This is a genomic window from Jiangella anatolica (genome assembly GCF_003236295.1).
In the GTDB taxonomy this organism is placed as follows: Bacteria; Actinomycetota; Actinomycetes; order Jiangellales; family Jiangellaceae; genus Jiangella; species Jiangella anatolica.
In genome coordinates, this window is sequence record NZ_POTW01000067.1 from 23,792 (window position 1) to 37,468 (window position 13,677).

Annotated in this window: 10 protein-coding genes; 6 read left to right on the top strand and 4 right to left on the bottom strand. The window is 72.0% G+C overall.

Annotated features, from left to right (window positions below; translation table 11 throughout):
* Positions 1-130 precede the first annotated feature (130 nt).
* Positions 131-1,540, bottom strand: coding sequence for a protoporphyrinogen/coproporphyrinogen oxidase (locus tag C1I92_RS22875; protein ID WP_111256964.1), 1,410 nt, complete (start codon positions 1,538-1,540; stop codon positions 131-133).
* 84 nt (positions 1,541-1,624) lie between these two features.
* Between C1I92_RS22875 and C1I92_RS22880 the strand changes: the two genes are divergently transcribed.
* From C1I92_RS22880 to C1I92_RS35680, 4 genes are read left to right on the top strand one after another with little or no spacing between them, the layout of a single operon-like run.
* Positions 1,625-2,347, top strand: a complete 723-nt coding sequence (locus C1I92_RS22880) for a DNA alkylation repair protein (RefSeq protein WP_111256965.1) — start codon at positions 1,625-1,627, stop codon at positions 2,345-2,347.
* 21 nt (positions 2,348-2,368) lie between these two features.
* The gene (locus C1I92_RS22885) at positions 2,369-3,595 is read left to right on the top strand and encodes a thiolase family protein (protein ID WP_111256966.1); all 1,227 of its coding nucleotides are present in this window, start codon (positions 2,369-2,371) and stop codon (positions 3,593-3,595) included.
* Entirely contained in the window at positions 3,595-5,706 is a 2,112-nt protein-coding gene (locus C1I92_RS22890) for a 3-hydroxyacyl-CoA dehydrogenase NAD-binding domain-containing protein (RefSeq protein ID WP_111256967.1), read from the top strand. The genes C1I92_RS22885 and C1I92_RS22890 overlap by 1 nt, the downstream gene beginning before the upstream one ends.
* A gap of 28 nt (positions 5,707-5,734) precedes the next feature.
* Positions 5,735-6,154, top strand: a complete 420-nt coding sequence (locus C1I92_RS35680) for a sigma-70 family RNA polymerase sigma factor (RefSeq protein ID WP_111256968.1) — start codon at positions 5,735-5,737, stop codon at positions 6,152-6,154.
* 189 nt (positions 6,155-6,343) lie between these two features.
* Here C1I92_RS35680 and C1I92_RS22900 read toward each other — a convergent pair whose 3' ends face one another.
* Complete coding sequence (locus C1I92_RS22900) at positions 6,344-7,501, bottom strand: AI-2E family transporter (RefSeq protein ID WP_111256969.1); 1,158 nt, start codon at positions 7,499-7,501, stop codon at positions 6,344-6,346.
* A gap of 3 nt (positions 7,502-7,504) precedes the next feature.
* On the bottom strand, positions 7,505-9,421 hold the full coding sequence (gene dxs, locus C1I92_RS22905; RefSeq protein ID WP_111256970.1) for a 1-deoxy-D-xylulose-5-phosphate synthase: 1,917 nt from the start codon (positions 9,419-9,421) through the stop codon (positions 7,505-7,507).
* Positions 9,422-9,538: 117 nt separating this feature from the next.
* Between dxs and C1I92_RS22910 the strand changes: the two genes are divergently transcribed.
* Together C1I92_RS22910 and C1I92_RS22915 are read left to right on the top strand one after the other, a co-directional pair.
* Positions 9,539-10,033 (top strand): hypothetical protein, encoded by a 495-nt coding sequence (locus C1I92_RS22910; RefSeq protein WP_111256971.1) that lies wholly within the window; start codon positions 9,539-9,541, stop codon positions 10,031-10,033.
* Positions 10,034-10,166: 133 nt separating this feature from the next.
* A complete protein-coding gene (locus C1I92_RS22915) occupies positions 10,167-10,637 on the top strand; it encodes a hypothetical protein (protein WP_111256972.1) in 471 nt (156 codons plus the stop codon).
* 60 nt (positions 10,638-10,697) lie between these two features.
* On the opposite strand, the gene C1I92_RS22920 is transcribed toward C1I92_RS22915, so the two are convergent.
* Positions 10,698-13,523 (bottom strand): aconitate hydratase, encoded by a 2,826-nt coding sequence (locus C1I92_RS22920; protein ID WP_111256973.1) that lies wholly within the window; start codon positions 13,521-13,523, stop codon positions 10,698-10,700.
* Positions 13,524-13,677 lie beyond the last annotated feature (154 nt).

A 13,677-nucleotide genomic window follows, 5' to 3' on the forward strand; every position in this document is an offset into this window, starting at 1 on the left:
CTGTTGGTCCCGGTTCGCTGGCCGCTCACTGGTCCGGAAAGCGCTCGCCGTCACCGATCCCATGATCATCAACCTTTTGCGTCGCCAGGACGACACAAAAGGTTGATGATCATGGGAGCGGGCGGGGTGTTCAGGCGTCGCCGAAGGCGGAGCGCGCGAATCGTTCCCGGGCGACGGTCCACGCGTAGCGGTCGAACCGGCCGTCGTCGCGGATGGCGTCGACGGCGCCGTAGGCCATGAGGAGGGCCTGGTCGATGTTCTCCAGGACGAACAGGCCCTGCCGGCCGAGCGTCACCACGCGGCGGATCATCCGGGCCCAGGTGTCGACGTCGCTGAGGTCGTGTTCGTAGCCGACCCGGTAGATCGGGTACGACTGGCCGATCCGGCGGCTCTCGACGTGGACCCGGTTCACCTTCGGCAGGCCCGTCAGCGCCAGCGTCTCGTCGACGAGGTCGGCGAGGGACTCGTCGTCCAGGCCCCACACGTCGTCGGTCATGGCGCAGGGGATCTCGGCGCACAGCACCGACCGGTCGGCCGGGTCGGCGGGGTTGTCGCGGTAGTTCGCCGGCTCGGAGATGCGGATCACCGGCGTGCGCGGGTCGGGGATGTCGTGGGAGTCGTGCGGGCTCCACCGGCCACCTTGATGGACGACGTAGACCAGCAGCATCGCGCGGTAGCGCAGCCGGGCCGACGACTCGATCGACGTCAGCGACGGGGCCGGGCGGGCGATGCGGGCCAGCACCGGCAGCGGCAGTGTCGAGAACACCAGCCCACCGGTGATGAGATCGCCGTCCTGGGTGGTGACCTCGACCTCGTCCTCGGTGACGCGGACGCGGTCGACCTCGGCCTCGCAGCGGATCTCCACCCCCGCCGTCGTCGCGGCCTCGGCGAGCGCCTCGACCAGCTGGCCGAAGCCGGTGCGCGGGTAATAGTAGCCGCCACCGGTCGCCGACGTGGCACGAGTGCGGCTGCGGCGCAGCGCGCGAGCGGCGACCCGCCAGGTGCCGAGCCGGTCGGTCTGCCGGCGGGCCTGCTCGGCGCTGATCCGGTCGCCCGGCATGCCCCACAGCTTCTCGGCCATCGGCCCGTACACCGTCTCGTACAGCGCCGGCCCGACGCGGTTGCGCACCAGCCCGCCGTACGTGTCGCCCTCTTCGCGCCGGAACCGTGACACCGCGGTGTCGCGGGCGACCTTGGCGAGGAACGACGTCGGCAGCCGGCGGGCGACCTCGTCGGCCCGCAGCGGCAGGCCGAGCCACTGGTCGCCGACCCGGATGCGGCTGGTGCGCCGCCGCTGCTGCAGGTCGTCGCCGAGGAGCGCGCGCAGGTCGTGCAGGATCTCCGGCGGCGTGCCGCGGTCCAGCCGGTGCGAACCCTGGTCCACCCGCACGCCGCTCACCTCGAACGACGCGGCCAGCCCGCCCACGTGGTCGGCCCGCTCCAGCAGCGCCACCTTCATGCCGCGCTGGGCAGCCCGCCACGCGGCGGCGAGCCCCGCGGGCCCGGCGCCGATCACGATGAGATCGTACGAGCCGGTCATGTGAAGGCTCAGCCTAACGACACCGGCGACCGCGACACGCCGTCACCCGCGCCGCAGCGCGTCACAGCCCAATAGCGTGACGCCATGGTCACCGCCGACACCGCTCTCGTCGACGCCGTGCGGACGGCGTTGCGCGCGGCCGCCGATCCCGCGGCGGCCGAGCCGATGCGCGCCTACATGAAGTCCGCGATGCCGTTCCTCGGCGTCCCCAAGCCGGCCCGCTCGGCCGCGCTCAAGCCGGTCTTCTCGACGCACCAGCGCACGGACGAGGGCACCTGGCGGGCCACCGTCCTTGAGCTCTGGGACGGCGCGCGGTTCCGCGAGGAGCGCTACGCCGCCATCGCGTTCGCGCAGCTCAAGCCGTATGCCGGGTACGCGATGCAATCAAGCGCGCTCGGCCTCTACGACCACCTCGTCGTCACCGGCGCCTGGTGGGACCTCGTCGACGAGCTCGCCATCCGCTCGGTCGGCCCCGTGCTGCGCGCCCACCCCGCCGAGGCGACGCCCGTCATCCGCGGCTGGGCCCACGACGCCGATCTCTGGCGCCGTCGCACCGCGATCATCTGCCAGATCGGCTCGAAGGCCGGCACCGACGCCGACCTGCTCGCCGAGGCGATCGGCGCGAGCGTCCACGACAAGGAGTTCTTCCTGCGCAAGGGCATCGCCTGGGCGCTGCGCGAGTACGCCAAGACCGACCCGGCCTGGGTACGTGCCTTCGTCGCCGCGCACGAGGCCGAGCTGTCGCCGTTGTCACGCCGCGAGGCACTGCGTAACATCGACCCACCGAGTATTGTTACTCGTGGGTAGCTTCGGACCGAGGAGGGTCACGTGCCACGCTCCACCAGGCCTGTTCGCGACGTGCTGTTCGTCGACGGTGTGCGCACGCCGTTCGGCAAGGCCGGCCCCAAGGGCATGTACCACGAGACCCGCGCCGACGACCTCGTCATCAACTGCATCCGCGAGCTGCTGCGCCGCAATCCGGGCCTCCCGCCGGAGCGGGTCGACGACGTCGCGATCGCCGCGACCACGCAGCTCGGCGACCAGGGCCTGACCATCGGGCGGACGGCGGCGCTGCTGGCCGGGCTGCCCAAGTCGGTCCCCGGCTACGCGATCGACCGCATGTGCGCCGGCGCGATGACGGCCGTGACGACGACGGCCGGCGGTATCGCGTTCGGCGCCTACGACGTCGTCATCGCCGGCGGCGTCGAGCACATGGGCCGCCACCCGATGGGCGAGGGCGTCGACCCGAACCCGCGCATCCTCGCCGAGAAGCTCGTCGATCCGTCCGCGCTGGTCATGGGCAGCACCGCCGAGAACCTGCACGACCGCTTCCCGCACCTCACCAAGGAGCGCGCCGACGCGTTCGCCGCGGCCAGCCAGGCCAAGTACGCGAAGGCGGTCGCCGACGGGAAGGTCCAGCCCGACCTCGTCCCCGTCGCCACCCGCAGCGTCGAGCAGGGCTGGGGGCTGGCCACCGACGACGAGCCGCCGCGCCCGGGCACCACCGTCGACGACCTCGCCGGCCTCAAGACGCCGTTCCGCCCGCACGGCCGGGTCACCGCCGGCAACTCGGCCGGACTGAACGACGGCGCCACCGCGGCGTTGCTGGTCAGCGACGAGGCCGCCGCGGAGTTCGGGCTGACGCCGAAGATGCGGCTGGTGTCGTACTCCTTCGCCGGCGTCGAGCCCGAGGTGATGGGCGTCGGCCCGGTCCCGGCGACGGAGAAGGCGCTGGCCAAGGCGGGCCTCAGCATCGACGACATCGGGCTGCTCGAGATCAACGAGGCGTTCGCCGTGCAGGTGCTGGCGTTCCTCGACCACTTCGGCATCGCCGACGACGACCCGCGCGTGAACCCGTACGGCGGGGCGATCGCCGTCGGCCACCCGCTCGCGTCGTCCGGCGTCCGGCTGATGAACCAGCTGGCCCGCCAGTTCGAGGAGCGCCCCGAGGTCCGCTACGGCGTCACGACCATGTGCATCGGCATCGGCATGGGCGGCACCGTCGTCTGGGAGAACCCGCACCACGCCGACTACACCCAGGAGGCCGCGGCCTGATGACCACCACCGATCTGGGCACCGTCTTCCCGGACGAGGTCGTGACGACTGCGCACGTTCGCGTCGTCTCGCTGCCGCTGGGCGCCGGCAAGGCGGCGCTCATCACGCTCGACAACGGCCACGACCACACGAAGCCGAACACGCTCGGCCCGGCCACGCTGCTGGGGCTGGAGAAGGCGATCGACGCCGCGTACGCCGAGCCGGGCATCGTCGCCGTCGCCGTCACCGGCAAGCCGTTCATCCTGGCCGCCGGCGCCGACCTCAAGGGCATGGCGCTGGTGACGCAGCGGCCGCAGGCGCTCGCCCTGGGCCAGCTCGGGCACCGGGTCTTCGGCAAGCTCGCCAATGGGCCGGTGCCGACGTTCGCGCTGATCAACGGCCTGGCGCTGGGCGGCGGGCTGGAGATAGCGCTTCACTGCACCTACCGGACGGTATCGACGGCGGCGCAGGGCATCGCGCTGCCCGAGGTGTTCCTCGGCCTGGTCCCCGGCTGGGGCGGGGCGTGGCTGCTGCCGAACCTCATCGGCGCGGACAAGGCGGTCACCGTCATCGTCGAGAACGCGCTCAACCAGAACCGCATGCTGCGCGGCCCGCAGGTCGCCCAGCTCGGCATCGCCGACGCCGCGTTCGACGGCGCCGACTTCATCGAGCGGTCGCTGCACTGGGTGGCGCAGGTCGTGCGCGGCGACGTCGTCGTGTCGCGGCCCGAGGTCGACCGGTCATCGGAGGCGTGGGACGCCGCCGTCGCACGTGGCCGCGCGATCGCGGACGGACGGCTGCACGGCGCGACGCCGGCGCCGTACCGCGCGCTGGACCTCATCGCCGCCGCGCGCACCGTCAGCCGCGAGGAGGGCTTCGCCGCCGAGGACGAGGCGCTCGGCGACCTCATCATGGGCGACGACCTGCGCGCCGGCGTCTACGCGTTCGACCTCACCCAGCGGCGCGCCAAGCGGCCGGCCGGCGCGCCGGACAAGTCGCTGGCCCGGCCGGTGACGAAGGTCGGCATCGTCGGCGCCGGGCTGATGGCCAGCCAGCTGGCGCTGCTGTTCGTCCGCCGGCTCGAGGTGCCCGTCGTGCTCACCGACCTCGACGCCGAGCGGGTCGAGAAGGGCGTCGGCTGGGTGCACGCCGAGATCGACAAGCTCGCGGCCAAGGGCCGGCTCTCCCCCGACGCCCGCAACAGGCTGACCGCGCTGGTCACGGGGTCGACGGACAAGGCGGTCTTCGCCGACGCCGACTTCGTCATCGAGGCCGTGTTCGAGGAGATGAAGGTCAAGCAGCAGGTCTTCGCCGACCTCGAGGCCGTCGTCTCCCCCGAGTGCGTGCTCGCCACCAACACCTCGTCGCTGTCGGTCACCGAGATGGCGTCGCGGCTGCGGCATCCGGAGCGGGTCGTCGGGTTCCACTTCTTCAACCCGGTGGCGGTGCTGCCGCTGGTCGAGGTGGTCCGGGCGACGCAGACCGACGACCCGACTCTGGCCACGGCGTTCGCGGTCGGCAAGACGCTGAAGAAGTCGTGCGTGCTGGTCAAGGACGCGCCGGCGTTCGTCGTCAACCGGCTCCTGACCCGGTTCATCGGCGAGATCACCCGCGCCGCCGACGAGGGCACGCCGCTCGACGTCGCCGACAACGCGCTGGCGCCGCTCGGGCTGCCGATGACGCCGTTCGTGCTGCTGCAACTGGTCGGCCCGGCCGTCGCCCTGCACGTCGCCGAGACCCTGCACGACGCGTACCCGGAGCGGTTCCCGGTGTCTGAGAACCTGCGCCGGCTGGTCGCGGCGGGCAAGCCCGGCATCTGGTCGTGGAACGAGCAGGGCAAGCCCTACCTCGACGACTCGACCGCGGCGCTGTTCGAGCAGGGCCCGACGGCGCTCAGCGCCGACGAGGTGCGGGAGCGGGCCCTCGCCGCGGTCGCCGAGGAGGTCCGCATCATGCTCGACGAGGGCGTGGTCGCCGATGCGCAGGACGTCGACCTGTGCATGCTGCTCGGCGCCGGCTGGCCGTTCCACCTGGGCGGGATCACGCCGTACCTGGACCGCAGCGGGGTCGCCGAGCGCGCCGCCGGCGGGCGGTTCCTGCCACCCGGCGTCGCCAGCGTCGTCCGCGCCTGACCGAAGCCCGCAGGCCGGCCACCATCGGATGCGCCGCTCGCAGAGCAGGGTGCGGCGAGGCCGGCTGTGGCCCGGCGCTCCGCCCGAGGTCGCGGGCGGCGAGACTGCGATCGTCATTCGCTCAGCGTTGGTGTCCGTACTCGCGACGCTCGGGGTTCGGCAGCGTGCCGTCGTCGTGCTGCGGTACTACTGCGACCTCTCCGACGAGCAGATCGCCGAGATCCTCGGGTGCAGCCCGCGGACCGTGCGTAGCCAGGCGTCGCGCGCCCCCCTCGCCCGGCTGCGTGCGACAGCGGCGGGCGTTGCTCGTCGCCGTCCCCGGCGTCGCCTGGCAGCCGCGGGCGGGGCGGCGGACCGGCCGGTGGCGAGCCGGTTGCCCGCGCCGCCGGTTCGCTGCCGCCGCCGGCCCTTCCCCTGCTCACCCAACGCACACAGCCGGAGACGATGATGCTGGCGAACGCCTCCGGCATCGTCACTGTCGCCGGGAACGGCTGCCTGAGCCTCGACGTCCGTGACCGCGCGCTCACGTCACTGTCCGGTCAGCCGGCCGGCTCTGACGAGTGCGCCCTCGGCGAGGGTTCGGTGTTCCTCGCGCAGGGACCGGTCGAGGAGCTGACGGGGCCGACGGCCCGCCGTCCTAGCGGGAGGGCGACTCCAGCGGCGACGGCGGGTCGGCGGACGGCGGCGCGGTCGCCTCCGTGGGCGGTGGTTCGCCGTCCACACCCAGCTCGCGTGCTCGGGTGACCCGCTTCCAGGCCAGCACCGCCGCGACGATGGCGCCCGTCGCCGGCACCGCGAGGAACAGCCCGATCAGGCCGAACGCCGTGCCCGCGGCCGTCGTCAGGATGAGGGTGACGACGGGGTGGAAGTTCAGCGCCCGCGACATCAGCAGCGGCGACAGGATGTTGCCCTCGATCTGCTGCACGACGATCACGATGCCCAGCGCCCACAGCGACGTGGTGAAGCCGCCGGAGAACAGCGCGACCAGCACCGCGACCGCACCGGCCAGCGTCGCGCCGACCAGCGGGATGTAGGCCATGATGAACGTCAGCGCGCCGATCGGGACCGCCAGCGGCACGTCGAGGATCAGCAGCCCGACGCCGATCAGCACGCCGTCGACCAGGCCGGTGAGCGTCGAGGCGTAGAACCAGTTGCCGACCGTGCGCATCGACGCGCGGAAGGCGGCGTCGGCCGGGTCGCGGTGGGTCGGGTCCAGCACGCCGACGAACTGATTCCAGAGCTTGTCGCCGCTGGTCAGCGCGAAGATCGCGAAGAACGTGGCGATCAGGATGACGGTCGCGAAGTTGCCGACCAGCGACAACCCGCCGACCGCGGCGCTGGTGACGTCGCCGAGCACGTCGCCCAGCCGCGACTGCAGCTCGCCCAGCAGATCCTGGACGCTCTGCGTGTCCATGCCGAACGGCCCGCCCTCGAGCCAGTCGTTGATCTCGTTGATCGACCCGGTGACCGCGTCGACCATGCGCGGCCACGAGTCGACCACCTCGGTGATGACGAACACCAGCAGCCCGGCGAAGAACGCCAGGAACAGCAGCACGCACAGCAACGCCGCAAGCACCGCCGGCACCCGCTTGCTGCGCAACCAGCGAGCCAGCGGCCACAGCAGCGCGACCTCGGCGAAGCCCAGCACGACCGCCGTCGCGATGAACTGCACCTGCAGGACCAGCCACACCGCGGCCGCGGCGGCCACGCCGATGATCAGCAGCCGCAGGGCGATGGTCGCCTCCGGCCGCAGCCAGTCAGGGTCCGGACGGCGTCCGGGAGTCGTCGTGGTCACCGATCACACCGTCGTCGTCCGGTCGTGCGGCGTGCTGTCGAGCGCCGCGACCAGCCCGGACACCTCGCGCGCCAGGTCCTGCGCGGTGAGCCCGGCCGCGGCCAGGATCTCGTCGCGCTTGGCGTGCTCGAGGAACTCTTGCGGCAGCCCGTGGTCGTGGACCGGCACGGTCACCCCGGCGTCGCGCAGCCGCTGCGCCAGCACCGAGCCGACGCCGCCGACCCGGCCGTTGTCCTCGACCGTCACGACCAGCCGGTGCTGCCGGGCCAGCTCGACGAGCACGTCGTCGAGCGGCTTCACCCAGCGCGGGTCGACGACGGTGACGCCGACGCCCTGCGCCTCGAGCCGCTTCGCCGTGTCGACGCCGACCTGGCCCATCGCCCCGACGGCGACCAGCAGCACGTCTCGCGTCTCGCCCCGGGCCAGCACGTCGACGGTGCCGAGACGTTCCAGCGCCGGGACGTCCGGGCCGACGGCGCCCTTGGAGAAGCGGACCACCGTCGGCGCGTCGTCGACGTCGAGGGCCTCGGTGAACTGCTCGACCAGCTGGTCGCCGTCGCGCGGGGCCGCCAGCCGCAGCCCCGGCACGACCTGCAGGATCGACAGGTCCCACATGCCGTTGTGCGACGGACCGTCGCTGCCGGTGACGCCGGCGCGGTCGAGCACGAACGTCACGCCGGCCTTGTGCAGCGCGCAGTCCATCAGCACCTGGTCGAACGCGCGGTTGAGGAACGTCGCGTAGACCGCGACCACCGGGTGCAGGCCCATCGCCGCCATCCCGGCCGCCGAGGTGGCGGCGTGCTGCTCGGCGATGCCGACGTCGAAGCAGCGGTCCGGGAACGCCCGCGCGAACGGCTCCAGCCCGGTCGGGCCGAGCATCGCGGCGGTGACGGCGACGACGTCGGGCCGGGCCCGGCCGGCCCGCACCAGCGCCTCGCTGAACACGTCGGTCCACTCGCGCACCGGCGCCCCGGCCGGCGCGCCGGTGGCCGGGTCGAACGGCCGCGGGCTGTGCATCTGGTCGGCCTCGTCGCGGACCGCGGGGTCGTAGCCGAACCCCTTCTGCGTCAGGCAGTGCACCAGCACCGGCCCGCCGAACCGCTTGGCCTGCGTCAGCGCCTGCTCGACCTGCGCGCGGTCGTGCCCGTCGATCGGGCCGAGGTACTTCAGGCCGAGGTCCTCGAACATGCCCTGCGGCGCCAGCAGGTCCTTCAGGCCCTTCTTGACCCCGTGCAGCGCGTCGTACAGCGGCTGGCCGACGAGCGCGGTGCGCCCGAGCGTCCGCTTCACGACGTCGAGCGTCTGTTCGTAACGCGGGTCGGTACGCACGCCGGTGAGCCGCTTGGCCAGCCCGCCCACCGTCGGCGAGTAGGAGCGGCCGTTGTCGTTGACGATGATGACCAGCGGACGGCGGTCCGGACCGGTCTGCGGCCCGCCGGCGATGTTGTTCAGCGCCTCCCAGGCCATGCCGCCGGTCAGCGCGCCATCGCCGATGAACGCCACGACGGTGCGGTCGCGCTCGCCGCGCACCGCGAACGCCTTGGCCATGCCGTCGGCGTAGGACAGCGCCGTCGACGCGTGCGAGTTCTCGACCCAGTCGTGCTCGCTCTCGGCGCGGCTCGGGTACCCGGACAGGCCGCCGGCCTGCTTGAGCCGGCTGAAGTCGTGCCGGCCGGTGAGCATCTTGTGGACGTAGGCCTGGTGACCGGTGTCGAAGACGATGGGGTCGCGCGGCGAGTCGAACACCCGGTGCACCGCGATCGTCAGCTCGACGACGCCGAGATTGGGCCCGAGGTGCCCGCCGTTGGAGGCGCAGGTCGCCACCAGCCGGTCGCGGATCTCCGCGGCCAGCGACTCGAGCTCGTCATCGGACAGCGCCCGCAGGTCACGGGGGTCCTTGATGCGGTCGAGAAGTCCCACGCGTGCTGCCTCCAAGTCGCGTCGGTGCCGACTCCCGAGTCTAGAGGGCGAACGGCTCTCGATCACGTTCAGGTGTCCGTGTTGAGCGTGCGGCGCGGCGACCACTACCCTTCCGCTGTGTCTGACGAGGAACGGGCCCGTTGGCTGGACGTCCGGCTGGGACGCCGGGCGATCGGCGCGCTCATCGCCGGCGCCGGCAGCCTGCTGTGCGCGCTCAGCGCCTACCTGTCGTGGTACGGCGGCCGCGCACCGCATGACCTGCCCATTCGTCACCTCGCCTCGACCGGCGCGCCGGGCCTGGCCGACGGCTACTGGACGTCGGTCGCGGCGCCGCTCGCGGTGGTCGGCGCGCTGGGGATCCTCGGCGCGCTGGTGCGGTTCCGGTTCCTGCTCGTCCTGGCCTGGATGGTGGGCGTCGCCACACTCGTGCTCTGGGGCCTGATGCGCGTCATCGGCGACGCCACCGACGCCACCACCGGCGGCGTCGACGCCGGCTCCGGCGTGTGGGTGTGCGCGTTCGGCGTGCTGGCGCTGCTGGTCGGCATCATCGTCATGGGCCCGCGCAAGGAAGAGGTCGACGCCCCGCTCTCGATGTTCGGCGACGACGAGTAGCCGGACGGGCCTGCGACTTCGCCGGTCTGACGTGCGCGATCGCGGGCTGAGTGGCACAGTGGAAGGGCGGCCGGTGCCGCCCGGCGCACGGCCGTAACGCGTCGTCTGGACCCTCTCGAAGGAGGCGATCCACATGACCACACGGCAACGTGCGGCCGGAGCCGTCATCGCGCTGATCGGCGCCCTGGGTGTCACCGCCAGCAGCTATCTCGACTGGTACGGCGGCCGTGACGCCACCGACATCCCACTCGAACGGCTCTTCCAGACCGACTCCGTCGGCGCGCCGTCGTCCTACTGGAACTCGATGGCGCTGGCGCTCGCGGTGGTCGGCCTGCTCGGGGTGGTCGGGGCGGTGCTGCTGTCGCGGTTCGTGCTGATCCTGGCCTGGCTGATCGGCGCGGCGACCCTCGTGCTCTGGATCGTCATGTCCGTCAACGACGACTCCCTGTCGGTGTCGGCGGGCGACATCCAGGCCGGCGCCTGGGTCTGCGGGGTGGCGCTGCTGGTGCTGCTCGCGGGGATCATCGGCATGGGCGGCGGGGCCCGGCGCGTGCGCGACGAGACGCCGGCGCAGGCCGAGCCCGTCCCGCCGCCGGAGGTCTGACGCCTCGCGCCGCACCGGCCGGCCTGCGTGGTCCGCGGGCCGGCCGGCGGCGGGCGAGGATCAGAGCAGGCTGCGCAGCACGTACTGCATGATCCCGCCGTGGCGGTAGTAGTCCGCCTCCCCCGGCGTGTCGATGCGGACGACGGCGTCGAACTCGACGGTCCCCGCGTTGACGTGCACCGTCGAAGGCGTCGAGCCGTCGTTCAGCGCCGTCACGCCGATGATCTCGAACGTCTCCTCGCCGGTCAGGCCGAGCGACTCGGCGTTCTGGCCCTCCGGGAACTGCAGCGGCAGCACACCCATGCCGATCAGGTTGGACCGGTGGATGCGCTCGTACGACTCCGCGATCACCGCGCGGACGCCGAGCAGCGCCGTCCCCTTCGCCGCCCAGTCGCGCGACGAGCCGGAGCCGTACTCCTTGCCGGCCAGGATCACCAGCGGCACCCTGGCCGCCGCGTACGCCACCGAGGCGTCGTAGATCGTCGTCACGGGCGCGTCGGCCTGCGTGAAGTCGCGAGTGAAGCCACCTTCGGTCCCGGGCGCGATCTGGTTGCGCAGCCGGATGTTGGCGAACGTCCCGCGGATCATCACCTCGTGGTTGCCGCGCCGCGACCCGTAGGAGTTGAAGTCGCGCCGCTGCACCCCGTGCTCGGAGAGGTAGGTCCCGGCCGGCGAGTCGGCCTTGATGGCACCCGCGGGGCTGATGTGGTCCGTCGTCACCGAGTCGCCCAGCTTGGCCAGCACGCGGGCGCCCGCGATGTCACCGACCGGCGACGGCTCGACGCCCATGCCGTCAAAGTACGGAGGCTTGCGGACGTAGGTCGAGTCGGTGTCCCACGCGAAGGTGTTGCCCGACGGCGTCGGCAGCGACTGCCACTGCTGGTCGCCGGCGAAGACGTCGGCGTAGTCGCGGGTGAACATCTCGCTGGCGATGGCCGACTCGACGGTCTCCTCGATCTCGGCCGGCGACGGCCACAGGTCGCGCAGGTAGACCGGCTCGCCCTGCGGGTCGGTGCCGAGCGGCTCCGTGGTGATGTCGATGTCCATGCTGCCGGCCAGCGCGTACGCGACGACCAGCGGCGGCGACGCCAGGTAGTTCATCTTGACGTCGGGGTTGATCCGGCCCTCGAAGTTCCGGTTGCCGGACAGGACGGAGACGACGGCGAGGTCGTTGTCGTTGACGGCGTTGCTGATGGGGTCGCCGAGCGGGCCGGAGTTGCCGATGCACGTCGTGCAGCCGTAGCCGACCAGGTGGAAGCCCAGCTTCTCGAGGTACGGCGTCAGGCCGGCGCGCTCGTAGTAGTCCATGACGACCTTCGAGCCCGGCGCGAGCGTCGTCTTGACCCACGGCTTGCGGTTCAGCCCGCGCTCGACCGCCTTCTTGGCCAGCAGCGCCGCGCCGATCATGACCGACGGGTTCGAGGTGTTGGTGCAGGACGTGATGGCGGCGATGACGACGGCGCCGTGGTCGATCTCGCACTCGGTGCCGTCGTCGAGCGTGATCTTGATGGGCGCGGACGGCCGGCCCTCGGCCGTGGCTGCGGCCGACACCAGCGCGGGCTCCTCGGCCTCGCCCCCGTTGGGGTGCACCGAGATCGGGTCGCTGGCCGGGAACGACTCCTCGACCGCTTCGTCCAGCTTCGTGTGCGGGCCGTCGTCGTGGGCGACGTAGTCACGCAGCGCGGTGCGGAACGCGGTCTTGGCGTCGGTCAGCGAGACGCGGTCCTGCGGGCGCTTCGGGCCGGCGATGGACGGGACGACGGTGCCGAGGTCGAGCTCGAGATACTCCGAGTAGACGGGTGCGTCGTCCGGATGGTGCCAGAGGCCCTGCTCCTTCGCGTACGCCTCGACCAGCGCGACCTGCTCCTCGGTCCGGCCGGTCAGGCGCAGGTAGCGGACGGTCTCGTCGTCGATCGGGAAGACGGCGATCGTCGAGCCGTACTCGGGGCTCATGTTGCCGATGGTGGCGCGGTTGGCCAGCGGCACCTCGGCGACGCCGGGGCCGTAGAACTCGACGAACTTGCCGACGACGCCGTGCTTGCGCAACTGCTCGGTGATGGTGAGGACGAGGTCGGTGGCCGTCGCGCCCTCGGGCAGCGAGCCGGACAGCTTGAAGCCGACGACGCGCGGGATCAGCATGCTGACCGGCTGGCCGAGCATGGCCGCCTCAGCCTCGATGCCGCCGACGCCCCAGCCGACCACGCCCAGGCCGTTGACCATCGTCGTGTGGCTGTCGGTGCCGACGCAGGTGTCGGGGTAGGCGACGCCGTCGCGGACCATGACGGTGCGGGCGAGGTGCTCGATGTTGACCTGGTGCACGATGCCGGTGCCCGGCGGGACGACCTTGAAGTCGTCGAACGCGCCCTGGCCCCAGCGCAGGAACTGGTAGCGCTCCTTGTTGCGGCCGTACTCGAGCTCGACGTTGCGGACGAACGCGTCGGGCGCGCCGAACACGTCGGCGATGACGGAGTGGTCGATGACGAGCTCGGCCGGCGCGAGCGGGTTGATCTTCGACGGGTCGCCGCCGAGGTCGCTCATCGCCTCGCGCATGGTGGCGAGGTCGACGACGCACGGGACGCCGGTGAAGTCCTGCATGACGACGCGCGCGGGCGTGAACTGGATCTCGGTGTTCGGCTGCGCGCCGGCGTCCCAGTCGACCACGGCACGCACGTGGGCCTCGGTGATGTTGGCGCCGTCCTCGGTGCGCAGCAGGTTCTCCAGCAGGATCTTCAGGCTGTACGGCAGCCGGCTCACGTCGCCGGCGGCGGCCAGCCGGTACACCTCGTACGTAGCGTCACCGACCTGCAGGTTTCCCTTGGCGCCGAAGCTGTCCTTGCTGGTCACGTTCGATCCCCAACCTCTCGCGTCATGGTTCGCTGCGCTCATCGTCGCGCACGGCGGGTGACGGCCGCGCGCTGAGGCTCGCCTAACCGGAAGTCTCTTGACTTCAAGATATCACGGTGAGATTTTCTTCGCTCCGGCTGTCACATTCGGCCTCCGAAAACCACCCATAGGAGGTGTGAAGATCGTGATGCTGGTG